Genomic DNA, 26,457 nt, shown 5'->3' on the forward strand with positions numbered 1-26,457 from the left:
TCAGCGCGTCAGCGGCGCCCCGCAGGCCCCGCAGAAGCGCGCATGGGCGCTGACCGGCGCCTGGCAGGCAGGGCAGCTGCGCGCGCGTTGCCGGCGCGCGGTGGTGTGCGTGTCGCGGGCCGGACGGCCCCGTGCGCGGAACCCCACCGCCAGCAGCACCAGCAGCGCGCACCCGCCCACAATCCACGGCAGCGGTCCGATGTCGCTGTCGTCGGGCGCCGGCGGGAAATCCAGCGGCGGGCCATATCCGCTGGCGGGCCCCGATTCGACCGGCCCGGATTCGACCCCGGCATCCGCTTGCGCTGCGGCGAAGTCGATCGCCGCCAGCCAGGCATCCGCCCGCGCCGCGCGCTCATCGTCGGTGATCCCGACCGCGAAGTCCTGGTCCAGCAGCATGCCCGTCGACCCCGGCGGCACCGCCAGGCCTTCCTCGCCAGTGGCGGCGCCGACCAGCCATGGCGACCCCTCGCGAGTGGTCAGGATCAAGCCGCCGCCGACGGGTGACTCGACCATCACCGCCGAATTCAGCACCAGGTAGCTGGCCTCGCGGCCGGTTGCCCAGCTGAACCAGTGGGCCGCATCCAGCGCGCGGTCGATCACCTTCGCCGGCGCGAACAGCCATTCGATCGCCGCGTCAATGCCCTTGTCGGCGGCCCAGTACAGAAAGCGCTTGCCGCCTTGGCGAAAACCCGAGTCGTCGGCCGAGCGGCCGATGGTCAGCCCGGCCGAACACACCTGCGCCGAGACGCCGAATCGGCCACGCAAGCCGTCGAAGAAGCGCACGCTCACCCAGACTTGGTCGGGATAGCCGTGGGGCAGGTTTTCGACCACCGGGCGCGTGTCGAGGTCGCAGGCATTGACGCGGATCGCATCACCCACCTGCAGGATATGGCCAGCGGCGAGCGGCCGGCCGACCATCATGGCCGGATCGCCGATCTCCCATTCGTTGGCGCGGCGCACGCGGACGCGCTCGTTGCGCACCAGCCGGCGCTCGCCGTCGCGCGTGCCGGGATCGTCCAGGTATTCCGCCAGCGGCCATTCGCGCCCGCCGCCGGGTCCGGTTTTCGCGCTCTCGTAGCGGATCGACTCGACCACGCCGATGCCGGGCACGCGCAGGCTCACGCGCTCTTCCTTGCGCAAACGCTCGCCCTCGCCGGGCGCGGCTGCGCGCACACCGAGCAGCAGCGGGATGTCCAGCCCGGAGGCGGGTTGCGGCCCGCCGCGCAGGCCGAGCACGCCGAAGTCGAGGAAGAGCTCGACCCGCGCGCTGCCCTGCGCGTCGGTGCGCAGCAGCATTGGCCGGTTCCAGTCGGGCACCATCTGCAGCTGCCGGCCCATCACCTCGCGCGTTTCGCAGCCGATGCAGTCCGGGCTGTCCACATGCAGCGCAAGGCGTTCCTCGGGACCATCGCGGCTGACCGAGGCGAGTGTCACGGTCACGCCGGGGGCATCGACATAGCTGCCGTCGGCGGTGCGCCGATCGACCTGGATCCGCAGCTTGAGCGGGCGCATCTCATCCTGGGCGTACATGCGGATGCGCCAGGGCTCGGCTTCGGCCACAGCCTCCGGCCAGCCGCGCAGCAGGCGTCCGGGGCCGAAGTACGATTCGAACTCGGCATCGCGCTGGCGGCGATCCGCAGGATTCTGCTGCCACGCCCAGCCGGTTGCTGCTCCAGTACCAGCCGCCCTCACGCCATTCCAGCATCCAGATCGCGTACTCGGTCTCGTCCTGCTGGCCGCCGCGACAGTTGTCGACCGTGCGGGCAACCATGGTCAGCGCAAACAGGTAGCCGCCGGATACAGGATTCAGATCGCGCGGCTGGTGCGCCTTGACGGTTTCGACCTCGTGCACCTTGGACTCGAGCAGTTCGCGCCCGAGCTGGCAACGCCCGGCGCAGGCCTGTGCGCGACAGACCTGCGCCTGCACCTCGTCGCCGGCGGGACAGGCCGCAGCGCAAGGCGCGATCGTCTGGGTGTACTCGCTGCGGAACTGCTGGCGCAGGGCCTCGATCTCGGGATCCATGGGCAGGCGCGGCCAGGTTTCGGTGGCGAGCGCAAACCCGCTGGCGAACAGCGCGACGATCCCGGCCAGACTGCCAAGGACGTTCGGGCGGTTCATGCGAGAGACGCCCCACACTGGCCGCAGTAGCGCGCCTGCGTGCCCGCGGTGGCGCCGCACGCCGGGCAGACGCGGACCACGCCGGGCGCGGCGAGTGCCTGCAGGATGCGTTCCACCGCGCCGGGGAGCACCGTCGGTGCACCTGGCTCGCCCGGCGCAAGCAGCGTGCCCAGCAGGTCAGCGCTGCTGCTGGCGCCGAGCAGCAGCCACTCGGCACGATCCTGGTCGAGGGCACTGAGGTCCACCCAGGCCACGCAGTCGGGCAAGCGGAAACCGATCACGGCGAGCACCTCGATCCGGGTGTCGTCGGTGCGTTCGCTGCGCACCAGTCCGAAAACCGGGGATGCCGCCGCGAGTCCTTGCGCCAGCACATCCAGCAGCAGGCCGGGCGCGTAGCGACGCTCACCGGCGCGGCCGCCAGCCAGCAACCAGCCGGCCGCGACCAGCGCCTCCAGCGCCGGTTCCAGCGTTGCGGGAAAGTCGGACGGTGGGCCGGCGGGGGCGAGTGTCGCGGCCAGCGCCACTGCCCATCCGGGGCTTCGATCCCGCTTCGCCTGTTCCCAGGCTGCCGTCACCTCGGCAAGGCCCACGGCCGGCGCGGGCCCGGCCTGGCGCGCAGCCAGGCGCAGCGCGGCCGTCGTGCCGATGGCGTCGAGCAGCGCCAGCAGCGCCCAGCACTGGCGTGCGTCCAAGGCAATCCGCAGTGGCTCCGACTCCGGCAGCAGTTGCAGCGCCAGTGCATCGAGCAACTCGAGTTCCAGCGCATCCAGGCTTGCCGGGTGGCGCAGCCGCAGTCCATCCGCGCCAGGCGCCACGGTCCAGCCGGGTCCCGCAGCCGACGGGTCCGGCCACAGTGCCTGGATGCTGCGCTCGCCGCGGGCGTCGCGCAGCCAGAGGGCCAGGTTCGCGCCGGGATCCAGCAGTGCCTCGAACCCTGCCGTCGCCTCGGCATCCGCCTGGCGCAGCAGGCTGGCCAGCGCTTCGGCGTCGGCCGCGCCCGCTGGCGCCGCGATCCGCCCCAGCGGCGACAGCGGCCCGCCGCGCAACCCATCGATGCCGGGCAGCGCACGCAACGCTGCCCACGGCAAGGCCCAGCCATCCTGCACACTCGTGTTCATCCGTCCACCACCTTGCGTATGCGCCGCCACAACTGATCCCGGATAAATCGCGCGCGCACCGGATCGTCGGCACGCACGATGATGTCGCGGAGCGTCAGCTTCGACAGCGGTATTTTCGGCAGCAGCGCATCGCAGCGGTCTTCGACGCCCGCCAGCGGCTCCAGCAGGTGCACGCCGCGCCGGTCGACGTTGAGGAAGCGGTAGTGCTCGGCGCGCAGCTTCGCCTCGATGGACTGGTCGCCGAAGACCGCGTCATGGCCGGACACACTCGGTCCGCGCTCGATGATCTGTTGCACATCGCTGCCGTCCGCACCCTGGCTCCAGAGCTTGCGCAGATCCGGGCGCTGTCGCGGCGCCGAAGCCGCGGTGGGTCTGGCTGCCGGCGGCGCATTGGCAGTGGCGCCCGCTCGGGCAACCGGCGGCGCGGGACCGGCGGCTGTCGTCGCCGCTGTCCGGGCTTGCGCTGCGGCCGCGGCCGCAGCCGCGCGCCGGTCGAGCGCATCGTGTATCGCCTGCCCCCAGCGGGTGGAAGGTTGCGCGCCCGGGCGCTGTCCCATGGCCAGCAGTCCGGCGACCTTGGCCGCCGCGGCCGGAACAGCCCAGAGCCGCTCCTCGAGCGAGGCCTGCGAATCGGCCAGCGACTCGATCTCTTCCCACGGCAGGATCTCGCGCTTGATGAACCCGCCGACCGACTCGCCGGCGGCGATGCCGGCCTTGACGCCGCCCATCGCCAGCCCGATCGCTGCATCGCCGGTGCGTCCCTGGCGCAGGCCTTCCTCGACGATGCGCTTTTCGGTCGCCGCATTGCGCTCGGCCCAACGACCGATCGCTTCGCTGGCGCCACGCGAGAAGTGGCCAGGGTGGAGGATGGCGTCGCCGAAGTCTGCAACGCTCTTGACCGCGCCGACACCGATCCGACCGATTCCCACCAGCATCCCGCCCGCGGCTTCGAAGCCGCTCATCACGCCGCGTCCGAGCGCGTGGGTGCCAGCTCGGATCGCGTCCCCTGCCAGCGAGTTGGGGACGGCCAGATTGCGCCAGGCGCCGTCGCGCACGCCTTTGAGTTCGGCCTGGGCCTGCTTCCAGGCCTCGGGGTCGAGGCGTCCGGCGCGATCGAAGCTGCGTTCGATGGCGCGGTCGATCGCGGCCCCCAGTTCGTGGTGGCCGCTGCGTTCCGCATTGCGTCGCAACTGTTCCAGACGCTCGCGGACATGCGTGCCGGGATCGTCCGGCGCGGGTGCGCGCGACCCACTGCGACGCCGCGGCTGCTGCGGGCCGCCGGGCGGCTGCTTGCGCGGTTCCTCGGGGGCCTTGCCATCGTCGTCGGCCGGCTCCTGTGTGTCTTCCGCCTGCGATGCCTTGTCCCTCTCGTCACCCTTGCGCCGGGTTGCCCGTCGCGGGCGCAGTGGCGGCTTCTGCGGCGGTTGGCCCGGCGGCGCCAACAATCCCGATAACAGCGCGCCCAGCAGCCCGAGTGCCGCCGGCCCGAGCGTGCCGACCAGCCCTTCGGTGGCGTTGCGCGGGCCGGGCAGTTCGCCGGCGCCATTGAGTCCGGGCACTGCGGCAGGTGGCGGAAGTGCCGGCGGCGCGGACGGTGGCGGCGGCACGGTCGGATCCCAGCGCGGCAGTTGCAGCGACGCCGCGAGCCCGCGGCCATCCACCGAGGCGTCGAGCTCGATCGCGAGCGGCTGGCCATCCCAGACGATCGACTTGCCCTCGCGTCCGCCGAAACGCCAGATCAGGGTGACTTCGCCCGCCGGCGCGCGCCCTTCGTCGTCGACGATCACCGCGACCGGGAACAACTCGTCGCCGGGCTTGAGGTCGCTCGGCACTTCGATGCGCGCGCGCCAGCCGGTCGGCGGGGGGCGGTCGAAAGACAGCCCGGCGAGGATCCGCGCCTGTTCAGCGGCGCGCCGCTCGCATTCCTCATATCCGGGCTTGCCCGGCGAATGCGCGCAGGTGGCCTGCATCGCGATCCACGGCCGACCGCCCGGCAGGTCGAGCAGCAAGAGCCAGTCCTGGTAGCGCTTCAACGCGGCATCCGGCGCAGCGTGAAAGGCATCCACGCCGGCCAGCCGGGTCTCCGCGTAGCGATAGACGCTGGCCAGGCCGTGCCCGGCGAACTCGGCGGCGAACTGGTCGAGGGAACGGATGTCGCGGTCGCTGAGGCGGATCTCGATGACGATCCGGCCGATGTCGGCAGCGCCGGAGTTCAGCACGATGTGGCGCCCCGCGCGCAGTTCGGCCGCCTCGCCGACGATCGGCTGCGAGTCCGCGCCCGCGACGTACCAAGCCTTCCACCCGGCCGGCAGCGGCTCCCAGTAGACGCGCGCCGAACGCGCCTGCGGCAGCTCCTGCGCGGCCAGCAGCAGTGGCAGCAGCAACAGCAGCACCAGCCAGCGCAGCCGGTTCATGGCGCACCCGCCAGCGCGCTGGCGAGCGCGGCGACGCCGATGCTGCAGCCCGCACCCGTGGCGAGTGCCCACAGGCCGCCGATCAGTGCACTGCGCAGCGGCGCCGAGCCGCGGCGGCGCTGCCGAGCGCCGCAACCAGGAAGGCCAGGGGCGCCTGCCAGCCGAGCCCCCATTGCGCCAGCGCTGCCAACAGCGCGAAGGGGAGCAACAGGGCCAGCGCATCGCCGGCGGCCGCCGTGGTGCCTGCAAAATCCGCCCCGCCGCCCAATCCCGCCAGCAGCCAGCGCAGCGCCAGCGTCGCCGGCCAGCCGGCGAGCACCGCGAGCAGCGCCCCGGCCGGAATCGCCTCCACGTCGGCGCTGACCGCCTGCCCGAGCAGGGCGCCGAAGATCGCCAGCGCCAGCGCGATCACCATGGCGCGCTCCCGAGGCCGATCGCCGCCCAGGCAGCCAGCAGCAGGCCGCCGATCGCAGTGGTCACCAGCGCATCGACCAGGGCGCGGCCGCCGGTCAGCTCGGCAATCGCCGCATGCAGCGGGCCCAGCGCCCACAAATAGCCCGTGACGCCGAAAGCGAGCGCCGCCGGCCAGCCGAGCAGCAGTTGCGCGGCCAGGCCGCAAGCGCCGTAGAGCAAGGTCGGCGACCACGCCAGTCCGAATGCGCGCAGGGTCCAGGCGAACTCGACGCCGTTGCTGAATGGCCGCGCCAGCAGCCAGGCGCAGAACGCCAGCGCGGCCACACCCAGGCTGCCGAGCAATGCACCGCCGGCGGCGAGCACGCCGAGCGCAGCAAGCGCCGGCGCATCCCACGGCTGGCCGCGGTGGAGGTCGATGCCGGTCTGGGCGAAGAACAGCCCGAAGGCGCAAGCCGAAACCCCAAGCGCCAGCGGCGCTGGCAGCGCGCCCGCATGGCTGCGCAGGATTTCCCCCGGCGCTGCCATCGTCGCGCACACCACGCGCCACAGCGCTGGCCGCTCGCGGGTCGGCAGTCCCTCGGTACCGGAATCCAGATCCGTCATCACGGCGTTGCAGCCCCCTGACTGACCGCAGGATCAGCTTAGGCCCGGGCCAAACGCGGGCCTTGATCGTGGTCAGGGTCGGGGCGGCGCCGTCCAGCCGCGCGTGCGGCGTGCAGGCCTGGTCGATTCAGTCCGTGGCGCCGCGCACCCGGTACAGGCAGCGGTCCTGCGCGTCGATCAGCCCGTGCTCGCGCAGCCACGCCTGCGCGTCCTCGGCATCCAGCTCGAACCACGCCCGGGCCGAGCCCAGCCGGAAGCTGTAGCCCCAGGCGTCCATGTCGACCAGCGCGCGCTCGCGGCCGAAGCCGGGGATGTCGTCAGCGAGGATGATCTGCAGGTAGCAGGTGGCGCCTTCTTCGGCCTCGGTGTCGGCGGCATCGGTGTGCACCGTCGCGCGCCGCTCCGGCGTGCAGGTGATCCAGTGGCAGCCCTCGTGCAGGATCGAGTGCAGCGGCGTGTCCGGCCGCGCATACAGCGCACCCAGCACCAGCCCCGCCTCATCCTCGCCCCAGTAGCTGCCGGGAATGTCCGCAGCTTCCGGCAGGACCACCAACCGCAGCCCGAAGCGCGCAAGCAGCGCGGCCACCGCGGAGGCGTCGGCGTGCTGGAGGCGGAGGACGGGTGGTCCTTGGGGAGTCATTGGGGCTGTTGTGGGTTGTGAGTTGTGGGCGGCAAGGGCAGGAGCGCGCACTTCGCCGCTCGGCTGCCCACAACCCAGAACCCACAACCCACCTGGCCGAGACGATCGGCTCGCCTCACTTCTCGTCCGGCAAAGTCACCGACAGCTCCAGCACTTCCTGGTCGCCCTCGCGCTGCACGTTGACGATCACCGCGTCGGGATCGACGTTGACATACTTGCGGATGACTTCCAGCAGCTCGCGCTTGAGCAGCGGCAGGTAGTCGGGTGCGGACTGCGCGCCGCGCTCCTGCGCGACGATGATCAGCAGACGTTCCTTGGCGGTCTTCGCGGTGTTCTTCGGACGACTCTTGAACAGGTCGAACAGGCCCATGTCAGCCTCCGAACATGCGTTGGAAGAAGCCTTTTTTCTTCGGCTCGGTGAAGCGCATCGGGCGGTCCTCGCCGAGCAGGCGCGCCACCGCATCGGTGTAGGCCTGGCCGGCTTCGGCGGTCTCGTCGAGGATCACCGGCACGCCGGAGTTGGAGGCCGACAGCACTTCAGGGGCTTCGGGGATCACGCCGATCACCTTGACCCCGAGGATCTCCTCGACGTCGGCGATGCTCATCATGTCGCCCTTCTCGACGCGGTCCGGCGAATAGCGCGTCAGCAGCAGGTGTTCCTTGATCGGGCCCTGGCCGAGTTCCGCGCGGCGAGACTTGCTCGACATGATGCCGAGCACGCGGTCCGAGTCGCGCACCGAGGAGACTTCGGGGTTGACCACCACCACCGCGCGGTCGGCGAAGTACATCGCGTAGAAGGCGCCGCGCTCGATGCCGGCCGGCGAATCGCAGATGACGATGTCGAAGTCGTTCTTCAGCTCGTCGATGACTTTGGCCACGCCTTCCTGGGTCAGCGCGTCCTTGTCCTTGGTCTGCGAGGCGGCCAGCACCGACAGATTGTCGAAGCGCTTGTCCTTGATCAGCGCCTGCTTGATACCGCAATCGCCGTTGATCACGTTGACGAAGTCGTATACCACGCGGCGCTCGCAACCCATGATCAAATCGAGGTTGCGCAGGCCGATGTCGAAATCGACCACGACCGTCCGTTTGCCGCGCTTGGCGAATCCGCAGGCCAGGCTCGCGCTGGTGGTGGTCTTGCCGACACCGCCCTTGCCCGAGGTCACCACAATGATCTCGCCCATTTGCTCTCCTCAAACTCGTAGTGGACGGATCTCCAGGCGACCGTCGTCCAGGAAAATCTCGACCGCCTTGCCGGCGACATCGCGGCCAGCGGACTCAAAAACCTTGAAGTTGCCGGCGATCGACGCGACTTCCGCGGCGAAGCTGAGGCAATAGATGCGTGCGCGCAGATCGCCGGACGCGCCGGCCAGTGCCTTGCCGGACAGCCGGCCATAGACGTGCACGCAGCCGTCGGCAGCCACTTCGGCGCCGGCGGACACCGCGCCGGTGATGATCAGGTCGCGGCCGCGGGCGTACACCTGCTGCCCCGAGCGGATCGGTCCCGGCAGCACCAGCGGCGGCTGCAGGCCGGCGGGCTCGGCTGGGCGCGTCGGTGCTTCCTCGGCCGGCGGCTCGTCGAATGGCAGCTCCGCGGTGATCTCCTCCGGCGGCGCTGCCTCGACCACCCGGGTGCGCTTGCGATCCAGCCCCAGCAGCGGCAGGTCGAGCGCGGCGGCGGCGGCTTCGGCACCGGGATTGGCAGCCATCGCAATTACCTTGAGGCCGGCCTGGTGCACCCGCGCGATGAGTTCGCGCAGCAGGCCGTGGTCAGCCAGTTGCGACAGCGGGTTCAGGTCGAGCACCACCGGCGCGCCGCGCAGCAGCGCCGGCGCCGAGCTCACGTGGTCGGACAGTTCGGTCTGCAGCTGGAGCAAATCGAGGTGGCGAATCGCCAGTACCATCAACGAGAACTGGCCGGAGCGCAGTTCGAAGGACGCGCCATCTTTCGCCTTGGTTGCAATGTCCCCGCGGCGCGCCATCAGGGGCGTCCCCGGCTCAGGCGGTCGCCGCCGACGATCGCCGGTGGCGGGCTGCCGGGGCTGATGCCGTAGGTCTCCTTGACGAAGGGGTAGGCCTTCATCTCCTTGACCATCATGCTGACGCGGCGCCCGTTCGGCAGGACCTGCTGGCCAACTTCCTGGAAGCCGTTGGTGCCGAAGAAGACCAGCGAGACATCGTCGCGCGGCTGGATGAACACCTCGCAGGTCAGCAGCGGGTAGCGCACTTCAGCGAAGCTCAGCACATCGGCGTAGAAAACGCGGCCGATTCCGTGGCGGCGGAAACGCGAATCGACCACGATGCGGTCGATGTACAGGAAATCCGCGAACTGGCCGCGGAACCAGAGAAAATTGGGGCTGTCGTAGTCCGCCTCCGGCGACAGCGCGATCTGGAAACCGGCCAGCTCGCCGTTGTAGCGGGCGATGCGGAAGTAGCGCGCGACATCGAACAGATGGCGCATACGCTCGCGGTCGATGGGCACGATGCCCGGTCCGGCCGAATTGTTGAGTGCCCACACGGCATCCAAGTCATCGGCCTCGATATCTCGCAAAATCAACGACATAGCGGGCTTGTGGCTCGTCTGGAAAGCATTGCCTGAGGTCGCCCGCGGCGCCGAGGCGGGGTGGGGCGGGCGAATTATGCACGCCCCGGACGGCCGCGGCGACCGCTGTGGAAAACTGCCGGATCAATGGCAGCCCGGGGGTCGGACGGGGCCTGGTTGTGCATGACTTATGGACTTTCCGGCCGATGGTCTTCGCCGTTAGGCTGCGGCTCTTCTGCACCGGCCGTTGCAGCGAGGAACCCGACCAGCCGCATGCGCTTTATCCGGACCTACACCCAAAGCCAGTTGCTGCGTTATGCGGGCCTGTTCACCTGGGCCTGCGCGGGCATCTCGCTGCCGTTCATGCCGCGCCTGCAGGCAGCCGGCGCGCAGTCGCAGCTGGCGGGGACGCTCGCGGCCTATTTCGGGTTCGCGATCAGCTTCTGGTGGCTTACGCGCGAGATCGACGGCAGCGCGCGGCGCGGGTTGTACCTTGTACTGCTCGTGGCAATGACGGTTTCCGCGCTGGCCATCGGCCACCTGACGGGCAGCGGCATCGGCGCGATCCTGCTGATGGTCTGCGCCAGCGTGCTGCCCTGGGTGTTGCCGCTGGGGCAGGGCGTGTTCTGGCTGCTGCTGCAGAACTTCGGCATGTTGCCGGTATTCATGGCGCGGCCAAATTTCACCGCGCTGGATGCGGCCTTGCAGGTGGGCCTGTACCTGAGTCTGTCCACGCTGACCTTCATGACCTCTTATGTCGCGCGGCGCCAGACCGAGGCGCGCGAGGAGTTGCGGGTGGTCAATTCCGAGCTGCGCGCAACCCAATTGCTGCTCGCCGAGGGCGAACGCGCCGGCGAACGCCTGCGCATCTCGCGCGAGCTGCACGATGTCGTCGGCCATCACCTGACTGCCCTCAGCCTGAACCTGGAAGTCGCCAGCCACCTGGTGCAGGGGAAAGCGCTGGATCACGTGAAGCAGGCGCAGTCGGTCAGCAAGCAGTTGCTCGCCGACGTGCGCCAGGTGGTCAGCGCGCTGCGCGGCAGCGATTCGGTGGACCTGGACCGCACGCTGCGCGAACTGGTCGCCTCGGCGCCAGCCCCGGAGATTCACCTGAAGTTGCCCGAGACCTTCCTGGTGGCGGACGCGCGGCGCGCCCAGGTACTGGTGCGCCTGACCCAGGAGATCCTGACCAACGCGATGCGCCACGCGCGCGCCCGCAACCTCTGGCTGGATTTCCGCCGCGACGGCGAGGTGGTCGAGCTGGTCGCGCGCGACGATGGGCGTGGCGCCGCCGAGCTCAAGGCCGGCAACGGCCTGACCGGCATGCGCGAGCGCCTGGAAGTTTTCGGAGGATCATTGGACATCGAGACCCGTCCGGGGTATGGATTCGTGGTCCTCGCCCGCCTGCCCCTGGAGAGCAAGTCATGATTCGAGTGTTCCTGGTCGACGACCAGACCCTGGTGCGCCAGGGCGTGCGCAGCCTGCTGGAACTTTCCGACGCGGTGCAGGTGATCGGCGAGGCGCGCGATGGCGACGAGGCGATCGCCGAGATCCCGCGGGTCAAGCCCGATGTGGTCCTGCTGGACCTGCGCATGCCGGGCAAGTCCGGCCTCGAAGTGCTGGAGCACCTCTCGCGCACGGGCGAGCTGCCGCCGACGATCATCCTGACCACCTTCGACGAAGACCAGCTGGTGCTCAACGGCCTGCGCGCCGGTGCGCGCGGTTTCCTGCTGAAGGATGTGTCGCTGGATCAGCTGGTCAGCGCGATCAAGACCGTGGCCGAGGGCGGCTCGCTGGTGCAGCCCGGCCTGACCGACCGCCTGCTGCGCGGGGTCAGTTCGCTGGAGAACAAGTTCGCCAGCCTGGATGAGCCGGACCCCCTGACCGAGCGCGAGACCGAGATCCTGCGCCTGATGTCGGGCGGCTACTCGAACAAGGAGATCGCGCGTTCGCTCGACGTGGCCGAGGGCACGGTGAAGAACCACGTATCCAACATCCTGTCCAAGCTAGGCGTGCGCGATCGCACCCGCGCAGTGCTGAAGGCGCTGGAGCTGGGGCTGGTGCAGGGCGCCAAGCGCTGAGGCGGCTTGCGCCGGAAGGCGGCGCGGCCGCATCCACTTAAGTTTGACGCAAGCTCGGCCGCCGACACTGGACCCATCTGGACGGCGCCGCGCTGGAATCGACGGCGATGCCCCGTTCTACCTGTGTCCTGTCCCTGGTGAGACGCCGCCCGTGAACGCCATCCGCGCCCGCTACTCGCGCCTGTCCATTTCCCTGCATTGGCTGATGCTGCTGCTGATCGCGGCGGCCTACGCCACGATGGAACTGCGCGGCCTGTTCCCGCGCGGCAGCGATCTGCGCGAGGCCATGAAACTGTGGCACTTCATGCTCGGCCTGTCGGTCCTGTTCCTGGTGATAGTCCGCATCGCAGCGCGCTTCCTGGAGCCAGCGCCCCCGATCGTTCCAGCGCCGGCCGCGTGGCAGGCATGGTCGGCGAAACTCGTTCACCTTGCCCTGTATGCGCTGATGATCGGATTGCCGATCGCCGGATGGATCATCCTCAGTGCCGAAGGCAAGCCGGTGCCCTTCTTCGGCCTGGAACTTCCGGCCCTGGTTGGCAAGAACCATGGCGTGGCCGAGTCCTTCGAGGAAATCCACGAGACGATCGGCAAGATCGGCTACTTTCTGATCGGCGCGCACGCGCTCGCAGCCCTGTTCCACCACTACGTCGTGCGCGACAACACCCTGCGCCGGATGCTGCCGGGCAGGGGCTGACCGTTCAGCCGGGCAGCAGGCGCTTGAGGAAGCGCCCGGTGTGCGAGCGCTTGCTGCGCGCGATCTGCTCGGGGGTGCCGGTGGCGATGATCTGGCCGCCGCCGTCGCCGCCCTCGGGGCCCAGGTCGATGACCCAGTCGGCGGTCTTGATCACATCGAGGTTGTGCTCGATCACCACCACGGTGTTGCCGCGCTCGACCAGTTGGTGCAGCACCGCCAGCAACTGGTCGATGTCGTGGAAGTGCAGGCCGGTGGTGGGCTCGTCGAGGATGTACAGCGTGTTGCCGGTGTCGCGGCGCGACAACTCGGTCGCCAGCTTGACCCGCTGTGCCTCGCCGCCGGACAGGGTCGTCGCCGCCTGACCCAGCGTGACATAGGACAGGCCGACGTCGAGCAGCGTCTGCAGCTTACGCGCGAGCGCCGGTACCGGCTCGAACAGCTTCAGCGCGTCTTCCACCGTCATCGACAGCACATCGGCGATCGAGTGCCCCTTGTACAGCACCTCCAGCGTCTCGCGGTTGTAGCGCTTGCCCGCGCAAACATCGCAGGGCACGTAGACGTCCGGCAGGAAGTGCATCTCCACCTTGATCATGCCGTCGCCCTGGCAGGCCTCGCAGCGGCCGCCCTTGACGTTGAAACTGAAGCGGCCAGCCTGGTAGCCGCGCGAGCGGGCCTCCGGCACCTGTGCGAACAACTCGCGCACCGTGGTGAACAACCCGGTGTAGGTGGCCGGATTGGAGCGCGGCGTGCGCCCGATCGGGCTCTGGTCGATGTCGACCACCTTGTCGAACAGGTCCAGACCCTCGATCGCGCGGTAAGGGGCCGGCTGGGTCGTCGCGCCATTCAGCTCCATCGCCGCGATCTGGAACAGGGTGTCGTTGACCAGGGTCGACTTGCCCGAGCCCGATACACCGGTGATCGCCACGAAGCAACCTGCCGGCAGCTCCAGGTCGACATCCTTGAGATTGTTGCCGCTCGCTCCGCGCAGCCGCAGCCACCGATCATCCTGCGGCTCGCGGCGCTCGGTCGGTACATCGATGGCGCGTCGGCCCGACAAATACTGTGCGGTCATCGACTCGGTCGACTGGATCACCTCGTCATAGCTGCCCTGAGCGATTACCCGGCCTCCGTGCACGCCGGCGCCGGGGCCGATGTCGACAATGTGATCAGCGAGGCGGATCGCGTCCTCATCGTGTTCGACCACGATCACCGTATTGCCGAGGTCGCGCAGGCGCTTGAGCGTGCCGAGCAGGCGCTCGTTGTCGCGTTGGTGCAAACCGATCGAAGGCTCGTCGAGCACGTACATCACGCCGACCAGCCCGGCGCCGATCTGGCTCGCCAAGCGGATGCGTTGAGCCTCGCCGCCCGAGAGAGTCTCCGCCGAGCGTTCCAGCGTCAGGTATTCCAGGCCCACGTCGGCGAGGAACTGCAAACGCTCGCGGATCTCCTTGACGATCTTGGTTGCGATCTCGCCGCGCCAACCCGGCAGCGCAAGCGCCTGGAAGGTCGCCAGCGCCGCGGACACCGGCAATGCTGCGCATTCATGTATCGCGCGCCCGTCCACGCGCACGTGGCGCGCGGATCGATTCAGCCGCGCGCCGGCGCATTCGGGGCAGCGGCGGTGGCTGATGTACTTGGCCAGTTCCTCGCGCACCGCGGCGGAATCGGTTTCCCGGTAGCGCCGTTCCAGGTTACTGACGATGCCCTCGAAGGGTTGCTTGCGCGCGATGCTGCGCTCGCCGTCGCCGAAATAGCGGAACTCGACCAGGTCGCCGCCACTGCCGAACAGCAACTGCTGGCGAATCTCCGGCTTGATCTTGTGCCAGGGCAGGTCGACATCGAAACGATAGTGCCGCGCGAGCGCCTGCAGCATCTGGAAATAGTAGGGATTGCGCCGATCCCAACCGCGAATTGCGCCGCCGGACAGCGGGCGGTCTGGATGCGCCACCACGCGATCAGGATCGAAGAACTGGGTCACGCCCAGACCATCGCAACCGCCGCAGGCGCCCACCGGCGAGTTGAAGGAGAACAGCCGCGGCTCCAGTTCCTGCAGGCTGTAGTCGCAGACCGGACATGAGTACTTCGCCGAGAACACAGTCTCCGGTGAAGCCGGCTGGTCCATCGAGGCCAGGCTGGCCAGGCCGTTGCCCAGTCTCAGCGCGGTTTCGAAAGACTCGGCCAGGCGCTGCTTCAGGTCCGCCCGCGGACGGAAGCGGTCCACCACCGCCTCGATGGTGTGCTTGCTGCGCAATGCGAGCGGCGGAACGGCATCGATGTCGTGTACCTCGCCATCGACCCGCACGCGAACAAAGCCCTGCGCACGCAGTTGCTCGATGACGTCCTTGTGCTCGCCCTTGCGCTCGCGCACCACGGGTGCCAGCAACATGAAGCGCTGGTCTTCGGGTAGCGCAATTGCCGAGTCGACCATCTGGCTGACCGTCTGCGCCGCCAGCGCATGCCCGTGATCCGGGCAGTGCGGCGTACCCACGCGCGCATACAGCAGGCGCAGGTAGTCGTAGATCTCGGTGACCGTGCCCACGGTTGAGCGCGGGTTGTGCGAGGTCGACTTCTGTTCGATCGAGATCGCAGGAGAGAGGCCCTCGATGGTGTCGACGTCAGGCTTCTCCATCATCGAGAGGAACTGCCGCGCATAGGAACTCAGCGACTCCACATAGCGCCGCTGTCCTTCGGCGTAGATGGTGTCGAAAGCCAACGAGCTCTTGCCAGAACCCGACAGCCCGGTGACGACGATCAGGCGGTCGCGCGGAAGATCCAGCGAGATGTTCTTGAGATTGTGCGTGCGCGCGCCGCGGATCTTGATTGTCGACATATCTCAGCAGGGGCCAGGTTCGCGGGAGTGCGGCTATCAGCCGCAAGCCCTAGAGCTTAAGCTCGGGATTCCGCACGTAGTGTCCGCCACCCCAACGGCGAACTGCCAACGGGGCGGCGGGACGGAAAGAAATTTCTACCCGATCGGAAGAAAGTAGTTGACGGCCCTCGATTTCGCAGTATGATGGTCGGCTCCCTCGCGGTGAAACGCCGCAGCCTGAACGAAACCTGTCGGTTTCTGAAGGCGGCGAAAGAGGGTGTTGACAGCCATCGATTTCGAAGTATGATGGGCGGCTCACACGGCGAGATGCTGGTGAGTAAGTCGAAGCGGGACGGTTCTTTGACAACGGATTCGGAGTGTCTTGTGTGGGCGCTTGGTCAGACGATGAGTCTGCGAAAGCGTCTTTCAAACAGCAACAGTAGTTTGAGCGGACAGCTTTAGATTCAAGACATTGTTTTTGAACTGAAGAGTTTGATCCTGGCTCAGATTGAACGCTGGCGGCATGCCTAACACATGCAAGTCGAACGGAGGTAGGGGCAACTCTACTTCAGTGGCGGACGGGTGAGGAATGCGTCGGAATCTACCCTATGGTGGGGGATAACACAGGGAAACTTGTGCTAATACCGCATGATGTCGAGAGACCAAAGCAGGGGACCGCAAGGCCTTGCGCGATAGGATGAGCCGACGCCCGATTAGCTAGTTGGTAGGGTAATGGCCTACCAAGGCGACGATCGGTAGCTGGTCTGAGAGGATGATCAGCCACACTGGGACTGAGACACGGCCCAGACTCCTACGGGAGGCAGCAGTGGGGAATATTGGACAATGGGCGCAAGCCTGATCCAGCAATGCCGCGTGTGTGAAGAAGGCCTTCGGGTTGTAAAGCACTTTTGTCCGGAAAGAAAACGGATCGGTTAATACCCTGATGGGATGACGGTACCGAAAGAATAAGCACCGGCTAACTTCGTGCCAGCAGCCGCGGTAATACGAAGGGTGCAAGCGTTAATCGGAATTACTGGGCGTAAAGCGTGCGTAGGCGGCTTCTTAAGTCGGATGTGAAATCCCCGGGCTTAACCTGGGAATGGCATCCGATACTGGGGAGCTGGAGTTTGGGAGAGGGTGGTGGAATTCCCGGTGTAGCGGTGAAATGCGTAGAGATCGGGAGGAACATCAGTGGCGAAGGCGGCCACCTGGCCTAAAACTGACGCTGAGGCACGAAAGCGTGGGGAGCAAACAGGATTAGATACCCTGGTAGTCCACGCCCTAAACGATGAGAACTGGACGTTGGGAGGAATTCGCCTCTTAGTGTCGAAGCTAACGCGTGAAGTTCTCCGCCTGGGGAGTACGCTCGCAAGAGTGAAACTCAAAGGAATTGACGGGGGCCCGCACAAGCGGTGGAGTATGTGGTTTAATTCGATGCAACGCGCAGAACCTTACCTGGTCTTGACATCTTGGGAACCCTGTAGAGATATGGGGGTGCCGCAAGGAGCCCAGAGACAGGTGCTGCATGGCTGTCGTCAGCTCGTGTCGTGAGATGTTGGGTTAAGTCCCGCAACGAGCGCAACCCTTGCCCCTAGTTGCCAGCACGTAATGGTGGGAACTCTAGGGGGACTGCCGGTGACAAACCGGAGGAAGGTGGGGATGACGTCAAGTCATCATGGCCCTTATGACCAGGGCTACACACGTACTACAATGGTCGGTACAGAGGGCAGCCAACCCGCGAGGGGGGAGCCAATCCCAGAAAGCCGATCTCAGTCCGGATTGGAGTCTGCAACTCGACTCCATGAAGTCGGAATCGCTAGTAATCGCGGATCAGCAATGTCGCGGTGAATACGTTCCCGGGCCTTGTACACACCGCCCGTCACACCATGGGAGTTGGCTGCACCAGAAGCAGGTAGCTTAACCGCAAGGGGGGCGCTTGCCACGGTGTGGTCAATGACTGGGGTGAAGTCGTAACAAGGTAGCCGTATCGGAAGGTGCGGCTGGATCACCTCCTTTAGAGTCAGCGGACCAAAGTCTGATTCGAGCGCCCACACAAGACACGCGAAATGCCTGGAAGTTCTGACCGGAGGGTTAGGGCTGACGGGAGCACGAGCAACCTGCTGTCAGCCAAAAGCTGGTGGTGGGGACGATCAGCCGCACTGGGTCTGTAGCTCAGGTGGTTAGAGCGCACCCCTGATAAGGGTGAGGTCGATGGTTCGAGTCCATCTAGACCCACCAGTGCGAGGCTGGCGTTCTGGACCGCTGAGCAGCGGAGGCTGCGAAGGATTGATCCCGGACGGGGCCATAGCTCAGCTGGGAGAGCACCTGCTTTGCAAGCAGGGGTCGCCGGTTCGATCCCGGCTGGCTCCACCATGGCATGACGCATTCCGAATCGTTGGGAACTGATCAGAGTATCGAGCTGAGCTGACGTGGCGTCGGTTGAGCTTGAGACTCTGGATGAGCAGTACGGCGGGTCGAACTGACCTGTTGCTGACCGCAAGGAAGCGGTGTTCTTTAAAAAATGAGCAGGTAGCCAAAGGCGTCTGAGCGCCGTGGTGGGAGGTTGTGCGCAAGCACAGCGGACTGCGCGGTGAACTCAAACAGAGAGAACCTGTAATGTAGTTTGGGCGACTGGTAACTCGGAGCGTGGGCTTCGGGTTATATGGTCAAGCGAATAAGCGCATACGGTGGATGCCTTGGCGGTAGGCGGCGATGAAGGACGTGGTAGTCTGCGAAAAGTGTCGGTGAGCTGACAACAAGCGTTAAAACCGGCAATGTCCGAATGGGGAAACCCGGCCCGTAAGGGTCATCCGCATCTGAATCTATAGGATGCGGAAGCTAACCCGGAGAACTGAAATATCTCAGTACCCGGAGGAAAAGAAATCAACCGAGATTCCCCAAGTAGTGACGAGCGAACGGGGATTAGCCCAAAAGTCTCGATAGCTTTAGTGGAACGGTCCTGGAAAGACCGGCCATAGAAGGTGATAGCCCGGTACACGAAAGGGCTATCGAGATGAAATTGAGTAGGGCGGGACACGTGGAATCCTGTCTGAACATGGGGGGACCATCCTCCAAGGCTAAATACGACCTACCGACCGATAGTGAACCAGTACCGTGAGGGAAAGGCGAAAAGAACCCCGGAGAGGGGAGTGAAATAGAACCTGAAACCGTATGTGTACAAGCAGTGGGAGCCCGCAAGGGCGACCGCGTACCTTTTGTATAATGGGTCAGCGACTTATGGTTCGTAGCAAGCTTAACCGCATAGGGAAGGCGAAGGGAAACCGAGTCTGAATAGGGCGTAAAGTTGCGAGCTGTAGACCCGAAACCGGACGATCTAGCCATGGCCAGGGTGAAGGTGCGGTAACACGTACTGGAGGCCCGAACCCACGTCTGTTGAAAAAGACGGGGATGAGTTGTGGCTAGGAGTGAAAAGCTAATCGAGTTCGGAGATAGCTGGTTCTCCCCGAAAGCTATTTAGGTAGCGCCTCGAGTATTACTTCTGGGGGTAGAGCACTGTTATGGCTAGGGGGTCATAGCGACTTACCAAACCATGGCAAACTCCGAATACCAGAACGTATCAGCTCGGGAGACACACGGCGGGTGCTAACGTCCGTCGTGAAGAGGAATACAATCCAGACCGCCAGCTAAGGTCCCAAAATCATCGCTAAGTGGGAAACGATGTGGGAAGGCATAGACAGCCAGGAGGTTGGCTTAGAAGCAGCCACCCTTTAAAGAAAGCGTAATAGCTCACTGGTCGAGTCGGCCTGCGCGGAAGATTTAACGGGGCTAAGCGATGTACCGAAGCTGCGGGTTTGTAGCAATACAAGCGGTAGGGGAGCGTTCCGTAAGCCTGCGAAGGTGGATCGTAAGGTCTGCTGGAGGTATCGGAAGTGCGAATGCTGACATGAGTAACGATAAAACGGGTGAAAAACCCGTTCGCCGAAAGCCCAAGGTTTCCTTGCGCAACGTTAATCGGCGCAGGGTGAGTCGGCCCCTAAGGCGAGGCAGAGATGCGTAGTCGATGGGAAGCTGGTTAACATTCCAGCACCTCGTGTGGTTGCGATGGGGGGACGGAGAAGGTTAGGTGTACCGGGCGTTGGTTGTCCCGGGGAGATGACTGAGGTGGATGTGCTTGGCAAATCCGGCATGTCAACACTGAGGTCAAGGACGAGCCCGCATGGGCGAAGTCACCGATATCACGCTTCCAGGAAAAGCCTCTAAGCTTCAGATCACACGGGACCGTACCGGAAACCGACACAGGTAGGCAGGATGAGAATTCTCAGGCGCTTGAGAGAACTTGGGTGAAGGAACTAGGCAAAATAGTACCGTAACTTCGGGAGAAGGTACGCCACCGCAAGGTGGCCGCAGTAACCAGGCCGCTGCGACTGTTTATCAAAAACACAGCACTCTGCAAACACGAAAGTGGACGTATAGGGTGTGACGCCTGCCCGGTGCCGGAAGGTTAATTGATGGGGTGCAAGCTCCTGATCGAAGCCCCGGTAAACGGCGGCCGTAACTATAACGGTCCTAAGGTAGCGAAATTCCTTGTCGGGTAAGTTCCGACCTGCACGAATGGCGTAACGACAGCGGCGCTGTCTCCACCCAAGGCTCAGTGAAATTGAAATCGCTGTGAAGATGCAGCGTTCCCGCGGCAAGACGGAAAGACCCCGTGAACCTTTACTATAGCTTCACACTGAACGTTGAGTTCGTCTGTGTAGGATAGGTGGGAGCCTTTGAAGGGCTGGCGCTAGCTGGTCTGGAGGCGACGTTGAAATACCACCCTGATGTGCTTGACGTTCTAACCTAGGTCCGTGATCCGGATCGGGGACAGTGTGTGGTGGGTAGTTTGACTGGGGCGGTCTCCTCCCAAAGAGTAACGGAGGAGCACGAAGGTGCGCTCAGCACGGTCGGACATCGTGCGTAGTGTGTAAAGGCATAAGCGCGCTTGACTGCGAGATCGACGGATCAAGCAGGTACGAAAGTAGGTCTTAGTGATCCGGTGGTTCTGTATGGAAGGGCCATCGCTCAACGGATAAAAGGTACTCCGGGGATAACAGGCTGATACCGCCCAAGAGTTCATATCGACGGCGGTGTTTGGCACCTCGATGTCGGCTCATCACATCCTGGGGCTGTAGCCGGTCCCAAGGGTATGGCTGTTCGCCATTTAAAGTGGTACGCGAGCTGGGTTCAGAACGTCGTGAGACAGTTCGGTCCCTATCTGTCGTGGGCGTTGGATGATTGAAGGGAGTTGCTCCTAGTACGAGAGGACCGGAGTGAACGAACCTCTGGTGTTCCGGTTGTCACGCCAGTGGCACTGCCGGGTAGCTAAGTTCGGAAGCGATAACCGCTGAAAGCATCTAAGCGGGAAGCGCGCCCCAAGATGAGATCTCTCCCTCCTTGAGAGGATAAGAGCCCAGGAAGACCACCTGGTTGATAGGCGCGGTGTGTAAGCGTGGTAACACGTTGAGCTTACGCGTACTAATTGCTCGAAGGCTTGACCATATAACTCAAAGCCCATGCGAACGAACTACACTCGTTCCCTCGGCGCCAATGGCTACCTGCCCATCCCTTTTCCAATGCTTGGCGACCATAGCGGCGTGGTCCCACCCGATCCCATCCCGAACTCGGAAGTGAAACGCGCCAGCGCCAATGGTAGTGTGCATCCGCATGCGAGAGTAGGTCATCGCCAAGCACCTTTTGAACACCACAACGCCCAGCCAACAGGCTGGGCGTTGTGCTTTGTGCGTTTCGAAAATCACCGAAGTTACTCGCGGCGCGGTCTATCCGAAAGGCTACCTGCCGGGCATGATGGAGCACGTTTTCGGAGGAGCCGGACATGCGTATCGCGGTGATGACAGTCTCCGACACCCGCTCTTTGGCCGACGACACCTCCGGCGCCTACCTAGTCGAGCAAGTTTCAGCCGCAGGGCATGAACTACACGACCGCCAGATCCTTCCGGACAATCGCTACCTGCTGCGCGCCGTCGTCTCGCAATGGATTGCCGACCCGTCCTGCCATGTGGTGCTGCTGACCGGAGGCACGGGTTTCACCGGCCGCGACAGCACGCCTGAGGCGCTGCTGCCGTTGTTCGACAAGGAGATGCCTGGTTTTGGGGAGCTGTTCCGGGCGCTTTCCTACCGCGAGATCGGGACATCTACCTTGCAATCGCGTGCACTGGCCGGGCTTGCGAACGGGACACTGATCTTCGCGCTTCCCGGTTCCACCGGGGCGTGCCGGCTTGCCTGGACCGAGATCCTGCGCGCCCAGCTGGATGCGTCCACCCGCCCGTGCAACCTCGCGGAGCTCCGGAACCGCTTCTTCGAACGCTGACGAATCACCGTTCGAATCCGGACAGCGCGGCGTGCACTGTGGTTCGCAAGCGAACGCACCGGCTCGGCCGGCTGCGGCCTTGAAGGCGCAGAGAACCTGGAACGGTAGACACATCAACTAGTTGCAGCATGGTTTCGAGGCTGGCACGCGGTTTGCTGTGTTGGCGCCATGGATATCGCCCGCCCTGAACTGAAGACTCAACGCCAGCGTCGCCGGATGATCATCGGTGGCGTCGCTGCCCTAGCCATCGTCGCGGCGGCGTACGGCATCAGTCGCCTGGAACCCGCCGCCCCGCAGGTCGAACGCCAGTCGATCTGGATTGACACGGTCAAGCGCGGCGAACTGCTGCGCGAAGTGCGCGGCCCTGGTCAGTTGGTCCCCAAAGAAACCCGCTGGATTGCCGCCGATGCCGCCGCGAGCGTCGAACGCATCGTGGTGCGCCCTGGCGCGCGCGTCGAGCCGGATACTTTGATCATCGAACTTGCGAATCCCGAAATTGACGACCAGATGCTTGCCGCGCGCGCCGCGCTGGAGGCCGCCAAAGCCGACCTTGACGCGCGCCGGGTGCAACTGGAAAGCCAGGTACTCGACCAACAGGCCTTGATCGCATCGGTCGAGGCCGACTTTCAGGGTGCCAGCTTGCAGGCCGAGGCGGAAGGCGAACTCAATCGCCGCGGCATCGTTTCGGCGCTGCAGTATCGCCAGTCGCAGCTCAAGGCCGATCAGCTCGGCGTGCGGCGCGGCATCGAGCAGCAGCGTCTGGCCATGCTCAGGCGCAATCTGACGGCGCAGCTGGCTGCCGAAAACGCGCGCCTCGACCAGTTGGTGAACACATACGAGTTGCGGCGACGTCAGGCCGAGGGCCTCCAGGTGCGCGCAGGCATGAGCGGCATCCTGCAGGTTGTCGCGGTTGAGGAGGGTCAGCAGATTGCGCCGGGGACCAGCATCGCGCGGGTGGCGCGGCCGGACGTGCTGCGTGCTGAGCTGCGCATCCCAGAGACTCAGGCGAAGGACGTCAAGCTCGACCAGACCGTACGCGTCGACACCCGCAACGGCATTGTCGACGGCCGCGTGGCACGCATCGATCCCGCGGTCCAGAACGGCACGGTGCAAGTCGATGTCGACCTCGTTGGCGACCTTCCACCGGGTGCTCGGCCGGATCTTTCGGTCGATGGCACCATCGAGATCGAGCGGCTGAGCGACGTGATCTACGTCGGCCGGCCCGCCTTCGGCCAGGCAGAGAGCACGACCACCCTGTTCCGGCTGGACAACGAAGGCGATGTCGCCCGGCGTGTGCCGGTCAAGCTCGGCCGCGCCTCCGTCAGCCTGATCGAGATCGCTTCGGGCCTGCAGCCCGGCGACCGCGTGATCCTCTCCGACACCACCAGTTACGACCAGCACGACCGCCTGCGTCTGCGCTGACCCTTGCCCCAGGAGCGACCCATGACTGCCAGCCCCTCCCTGATTTCCCTGCGTGATGTCGGCAAGGTCTACTTGACCGAGGACGTTGAAACCCACGCGCTCTCCGGCATCCACCTCGACATCCGCAAGGGTGAGTACATCTCGATCTCCGGTCCCTCCGGCTGCGGCAAGTCGACCCTGCTCGCGATCCTGGGGCTACTCGATACGCCGAGCCACGGCGAGTACCAGATCAACGGGCGCCAGGTGGGTTCGATCGGCGCGACCGAGCGTGCGCGCATCCGCAACAAGGAAATCGGATTCATCTTCCAGGCCTTCAACCTGATCGGCGACCTGACGGTGTTCGAGAACGTCGAGCTGCCGCTGACCTATCGCACCGGCCTGAACAAGGCGGAGCGCAAGAAAAAGGCTCAGTGGGCGCTCGACCGCGTCGGAATGGCCCATCGCTTGAAGCACTACCCATCGCAGCTTTCCGGCGGCCAGCAGCAGCGCGTCGCCGTCGCACGTGCGCTGGTGGGCGATCCGTCCATCCTGCTGGCGGACGAACCCACCGGAAACCTGGATTCCAAGAACGGCGAGGCGGTGATGCTGCTGCTCGACGAATTGCACAAGGGCGGCGCGACCATCTGCATGGTCACGCATGACCCGCGGTATGCCGATTTCGCCGACCGCAAGGTGTTCATGTTTGACGGTCGCGTCGTCGACGAGGCCACGATGCACCAGCTGCGCAGTGAGGAAGATGCGCGCATTCGGCGCGCCGCCGCGGGGGAATGAGCATGGTCGCGTTGATTGACGACTTTCGTCAGGGGATGCGCAACGTGGCGCAGCAGCCCTGGAATTCGCTGTTGATCGTCGCCGTGCTCGCCCTCGGGCTGGCGGGCGTGATCGGCATGCTGTCGATCCTGAAGGCGATGGTCTGGGACCCCGTGCCCTTTCCGAACGCCGAGCGGCTGGTGCAGGCCGGCTGGCGCGATCGCGCGAACGACTTCCCGGATGATGTCCGCGCTCTGCGCGGTGCCGACTTGCTCGACTGGCGCGAGCGCCTGGGTGGCCACGCACGTGTCGCGGGCCAGGGTCAGGCAACGATCAACCTGGCGAACGCCGACGCGGTCCAACGCTACGACGGCGCATTTGTCACCGCCAACCTGTTCGCCACCCTCGGCGTCGCCCCAGCGCTCGGTCGCGATTTCCGTGCCGAAGACGAACAGCCCGGCGCGCCGCCGGTGGTGATTCTCTCGCACGAGCTGTGGCGCACGCGATTCAGTGCCGATCCCGACGTCCTCGGACGCAGCGTGCGTGCCAATGCGATGCCGGCCACGGTCATCGGCGTGATGCCGCCGGGATTCAGCTTTCCCTTCCGCGAACAGCTGTGGATGAATGCCAGCCTGAGCGCGACCGTGCCGGTCGACGAGGACCGCTACTTCGAAATCTTCATCGAGCCGCTGACACCAGATGCGGGGCTGGCACCGATCATAGCCACGCTCGAGGCCTGGATCGGCGATGTGCAGCAGCGCGAGCCGGGAACCTGGAAACCGCGAGAACTGGCCGCGCAGCCGATGAGCCACTACTTCACCGATCCGCCGACGCGCCAGTTGCTCAACCTGATGCTGATGACGGTGGCGCTGGTGCTGCTGGTTGCTTGCGCCAATGTCGCCAACATGATGCTGGCAAGGGTGCTGGCGCGCAGTCGCGACCTGGCGGTACGCCTGACATTGGGCGCCAGTCGCGTTCGCCTGGCGCGATTGCTGCTCGCCCAGAGCTTCACCCTGACCCTGGTCGCCGCGGCACTCGCTGTGCCGATGGCGCAGCTCGGCATCGACTGGATCGTGAGTTCCTTCGACGACACCGACTCCGGTCCGCCGCCGTGGATGGACTTCAGCATCGACGGCGAGATGGTTGCCGTCACCGTGGTGGTGGGGCTGCTGACCGCACTGCTGGTGGGACTGCTGCCGGTCCTGCGGCTGCGCATCGACGCGCTCGCCAACGCCCTGCGGGACGGCGGACGCAGCGTGGTGGGTGGCGGCGTCGGTCGGCTCGCCAAGTGGCTGGTGGCCGGCGAACTGGCGCTGGCCTGTGTGGTCCTCTTGAGCACCTTGGTGATGGTGCGCGGCGTCGCCCGGTTGGAGCACACGGATCTCGGCATCGATCCGAACAACCTGCTGACGGCCCGCGTCGCACTCTTCCCGCAGGCCTATCCCGAAGACGTACAGGTGACGCAGTTCATCGAGCGTTTCACCGCGACCTTGCGGCGCGAACCGGGTGTGCTTGGGGCCACGGCGACGACCACTCTGCCGGGCCTCAGCGCGGAGCAAGAGTCGATGTTGCCCGAAGGCCTGGATCCGGGTGAGGCCGGCGCGCCATCGGTTCGCTTCGGTGCGGTCGATCCGGGATTCATCGGCACCCTGGGCATCGAGTTGCGCGCAGGGCGCGGCATCGAAGACCGCGATCGTGCCGATACCGACCCGGTGATCGTCATCGACGAGCGTTTCGCGCAGACGGTGTATCCGGGCGTCGATCCGCTCGGCCGGCGCGTGCGCATTCCCGCGGAGGGAGAGAACGCGCGCTGGTACACCATTGTCGGCGTGATCGAGACCATGCAGCTCGAAGACGTCGGCGATGCGGTGCTGCCGAGCGCGCTGCTGTCTCTGGCGCAGAATCCACGCCGCTTCGTCAGTCTGGTTGTGCACACGCAGGCCGCTCCGGCGCTGATGAAACCTCGCTTCCAGGAACTCCTGCGCGCGCAGGATCCGGACATCCCGGCCGACTGGCTGCGTACCTACGAGGAGGTCATGCGCGTGGCGATGGCCGGCGAGCGCGTGCTGTCGGGCATGTTCGGCGCTTTCGGAATAGTTGCACTGGTGCTCGCGGCCGCCGGTCTGTACGGGCTGATCGCGCAACTGGTCGGCCAGCGCACCCGCGAGATCGGGGTGCAGCGAGCGCTGGGAGCCAGTGCGAAGGATGTTCTGCGCCAGGTGCTTGGCAGCACCCTGCCGCAGGTCGCGGGCGGGCTCGGCATCGGAATGCTGCTGGCGGTTCCCTTTGCCACCCAGATTTCGAGCATCCTGCCCGAGCTGACGCTGGACGCCTGGGCGGTCGCGCTGCTGGTGTTGATCCTGGGCAGCGTGGCCACGGTCGCGGCGCTGGTGCCGGCGCGTCGCGCGCTGGCAGTCGACCCGATGCTCGCACTGCGCCAGGATTGAGGACACGGCCATGCTCAAGGCTTCGCTCCGTCGGCTGCTACGCGCGCCGGCCCATGCGCTCGCATTGCTGGCGACG

The 26,457-nt window shown here is 65.7% G+C and carries 19 protein-coding genes, 2 tRNA genes and 3 rRNA genes; 12 read left to right on the top strand and 12 right to left on the bottom strand.

The genetic code is table 11. The features are described from left to right. From IPK27_08865 to IPK27_08915, 11 genes are all read right to left on the bottom strand, one after another. Positions 1-1,560 carry a zinc ribbon domain-containing protein gene (locus IPK27_08865; protein MBK8067730.1) on the bottom strand — a complete coding sequence of 520 codons (1,560 nt, stop codon included), beginning with the start codon at positions 1,558-1,560 and terminating at the stop codon, positions 1-3. After that, positions 1,514-2,119 carry a hypothetical protein gene (locus IPK27_08870; GenBank protein ID MBK8067731.1) on the bottom strand — a complete coding sequence of 202 codons (606 nt, stop codon included), beginning with the start codon at positions 2,117-2,119 and terminating at the stop codon, positions 1,514-1,516. The genes IPK27_08865 and IPK27_08870 overlap by 47 nt, the downstream gene beginning before the upstream one ends. After that, complete coding sequence (locus IPK27_08875; GenBank protein MBK8067732.1) at positions 2,116-3,237, bottom strand: zinc ribbon domain-containing protein; 1,122 nt, start codon at positions 3,235-3,237, stop codon at positions 2,116-2,118. Before IPK27_08875 ends, IPK27_08870 begins: the two co-directional genes overlap by 4 nt. Next, complete coding sequence (locus IPK27_08880; protein MBK8067733.1) at positions 3,234-5,651, bottom strand: hypothetical protein; 2,418 nt, start codon at positions 5,649-5,651, stop codon at positions 3,234-3,236. The genes IPK27_08875 and IPK27_08880 overlap by 4 nt, the downstream gene beginning before the upstream one ends. A gap of 82 nt (positions 5,652-5,733) precedes the next feature. After that, positions 5,734-6,066, bottom strand: coding sequence for a hypothetical protein (locus IPK27_08885; protein ID MBK8067734.1), 333 nt, complete (start codon positions 6,064-6,066; stop codon positions 5,734-5,736). Further along, complete coding sequence (locus IPK27_08890; GenBank protein ID MBK8067735.1) at positions 6,060-6,671, bottom strand: hypothetical protein; 612 nt, start codon at positions 6,669-6,671, stop codon at positions 6,060-6,062. The genes IPK27_08885 and IPK27_08890 overlap by 7 nt, the downstream gene beginning before the upstream one ends. 124 nt (positions 6,672-6,795) lie before the next feature. Next, positions 6,796-7,308 (bottom strand): hypothetical protein, encoded by a 513-nt coding sequence (locus tag IPK27_08895; GenBank protein MBK8067736.1) that lies wholly within the window; start codon positions 7,306-7,308, stop codon positions 6,796-6,798. A 115-nt stretch (positions 7,309-7,423) separates the two neighbouring features. Next, positions 7,424-7,678, bottom strand: a complete 255-nt coding sequence (minE, locus tag IPK27_08900; GenBank protein ID MBK8067737.1) for a cell division topological specificity factor MinE — start codon at positions 7,676-7,678, stop codon at positions 7,424-7,426. A gap of 1 nt (position 7,679) precedes the next feature. Continuing rightward, positions 7,680-8,489: a septum site-determining protein MinD gene (minD, locus tag IPK27_08905; GenBank protein MBK8067738.1), complete on the bottom strand. Its 810-nt coding sequence runs from the start codon at positions 8,487-8,489 to the stop codon at positions 7,680-7,682. A gap of 9 nt (positions 8,490-8,498) precedes the next feature. After that, the gene (gene minC / locus IPK27_08910; GenBank protein ID MBK8067739.1) at positions 8,499-9,287 is read right to left on the bottom strand and encodes a septum site-determining protein MinC; all 789 of its coding nucleotides are present in this window, start codon (positions 9,285-9,287) and stop codon (positions 8,499-8,501) included. After that, positions 9,287-9,868: a GNAT family N-acetyltransferase gene (locus IPK27_08915; protein ID MBK8067740.1), complete on the bottom strand. Its 582-nt coding sequence runs from the start codon at positions 9,866-9,868 to the stop codon at positions 9,287-9,289. The genes minC and IPK27_08915 overlap by 1 nt, the downstream gene beginning before the upstream one ends. A gap of 252 nt (positions 9,869-10,120) precedes the next feature. Between IPK27_08915 and IPK27_08920 the strand changes: the two genes are divergently transcribed. The 3 genes from IPK27_08920 (at position 10,121) to IPK27_08930 (ending at position 12,622) form a co-directional block, all read left to right on the top strand. Continuing rightward, a complete protein-coding gene (locus tag IPK27_08920) occupies positions 10,121-11,275 on the top strand; it encodes a sensor histidine kinase (protein ID MBK8067741.1) in 1,155 nt (384 codons plus the stop codon). Next, positions 11,272-11,928, top strand: coding sequence for a response regulator transcription factor (locus IPK27_08925; protein ID MBK8067742.1), 657 nt, complete (start codon positions 11,272-11,274; stop codon positions 11,926-11,928). The genes IPK27_08920 and IPK27_08925 overlap by 4 nt, the downstream gene beginning before the upstream one ends. A 205-nt stretch (positions 11,929-12,133) precedes the next feature. After that, positions 12,134-12,622 carry a cytochrome b gene (locus tag IPK27_08930; protein ID MBK8067743.1) on the top strand — a complete coding sequence of 163 codons (489 nt, stop codon included), beginning with the start codon at positions 12,134-12,136 and terminating at the stop codon, positions 12,620-12,622. A gap of 4 nt (positions 12,623-12,626) precedes the next feature. On the opposite strand, the gene uvrA is transcribed toward IPK27_08930, so the two are convergent. Next, the gene (gene uvrA / locus IPK27_08935) at positions 12,627-15,452 is read right to left on the bottom strand and encodes an excinuclease ABC subunit UvrA (GenBank protein ID MBK8067744.1); all 2,826 of its coding nucleotides are present in this window, start codon (positions 15,450-15,452) and stop codon (positions 12,627-12,629) included. A 459-nt stretch (positions 15,453-15,911) separates the two neighbouring features. On the opposite strand from uvrA, the gene IPK27_08940 reads away from it, so the two are divergent. The 9 genes from IPK27_08940 (at position 15,912) to IPK27_08980 (ending at position 26,381) form a co-directional block, all read left to right on the top strand. Next, a 16S ribosomal RNA gene (locus IPK27_08940) occupies positions 15,912-17,447 on the top strand. 145 nt (positions 17,448-17,592) lie between these two features. Continuing rightward, a tRNA-Ile gene (locus IPK27_08945) sits at positions 17,593-17,669 on the top strand. Positions 17,670-17,729: 60 nt separating this feature from the next. Then, positions 17,730-17,804, top strand: a tRNA-Ala gene (locus IPK27_08950). Between the two features lie 291 nt (positions 17,805-18,095). Continuing rightward, positions 18,096-20,933, top strand: a 23S ribosomal RNA gene (locus IPK27_08955). A gap of 77 nt (positions 20,934-21,010) precedes the next feature. Then, a 5S ribosomal RNA gene (gene rrf / locus IPK27_08960) occupies positions 21,011-21,123 on the top strand. The 16S, 23S and 5S rRNA genes sit together here with 2 tRNA genes alongside, the layout of an rRNA operon. 144 nt (positions 21,124-21,267) lie before the next feature. Continuing rightward, positions 21,268-21,762, top strand: coding sequence for a molybdenum cofactor biosynthesis protein B (gene moaB / locus IPK27_08965; protein MBK8067745.1), 495 nt, complete (start codon positions 21,268-21,270; stop codon positions 21,760-21,762). Between the two features lie 168 nt (positions 21,763-21,930). Further along, the gene (locus IPK27_08970; protein ID MBK8067746.1) at positions 21,931-23,184 is read left to right on the top strand and encodes an efflux RND transporter periplasmic adaptor subunit; all 1,254 of its coding nucleotides are present in this window, start codon (positions 21,931-21,933) and stop codon (positions 23,182-23,184) included. A gap of 21 nt (positions 23,185-23,205) precedes the next feature. After that, the gene (locus IPK27_08975; GenBank protein ID MBK8067747.1) at positions 23,206-23,955 is read left to right on the top strand and encodes an ABC transporter ATP-binding protein; all 750 of its coding nucleotides are present in this window, start codon (positions 23,206-23,208) and stop codon (positions 23,953-23,955) included. A 2-nt stretch (positions 23,956-23,957) separates the two neighbouring features. Then, entirely contained in the window at positions 23,958-26,381 is a 2,424-nt protein-coding gene (locus tag IPK27_08980) for an ABC transporter permease (GenBank protein MBK8067748.1), read from the top strand. Positions 26,382-26,457 lie beyond the last annotated feature (76 nt).

Source organism: Rhodanobacteraceae bacterium (assembly GCA_016713135.1).
Classification (GTDB): Bacteria; Pseudomonadota; Gammaproteobacteria; order Xanthomonadales; family SZUA-5; genus JADKFD01.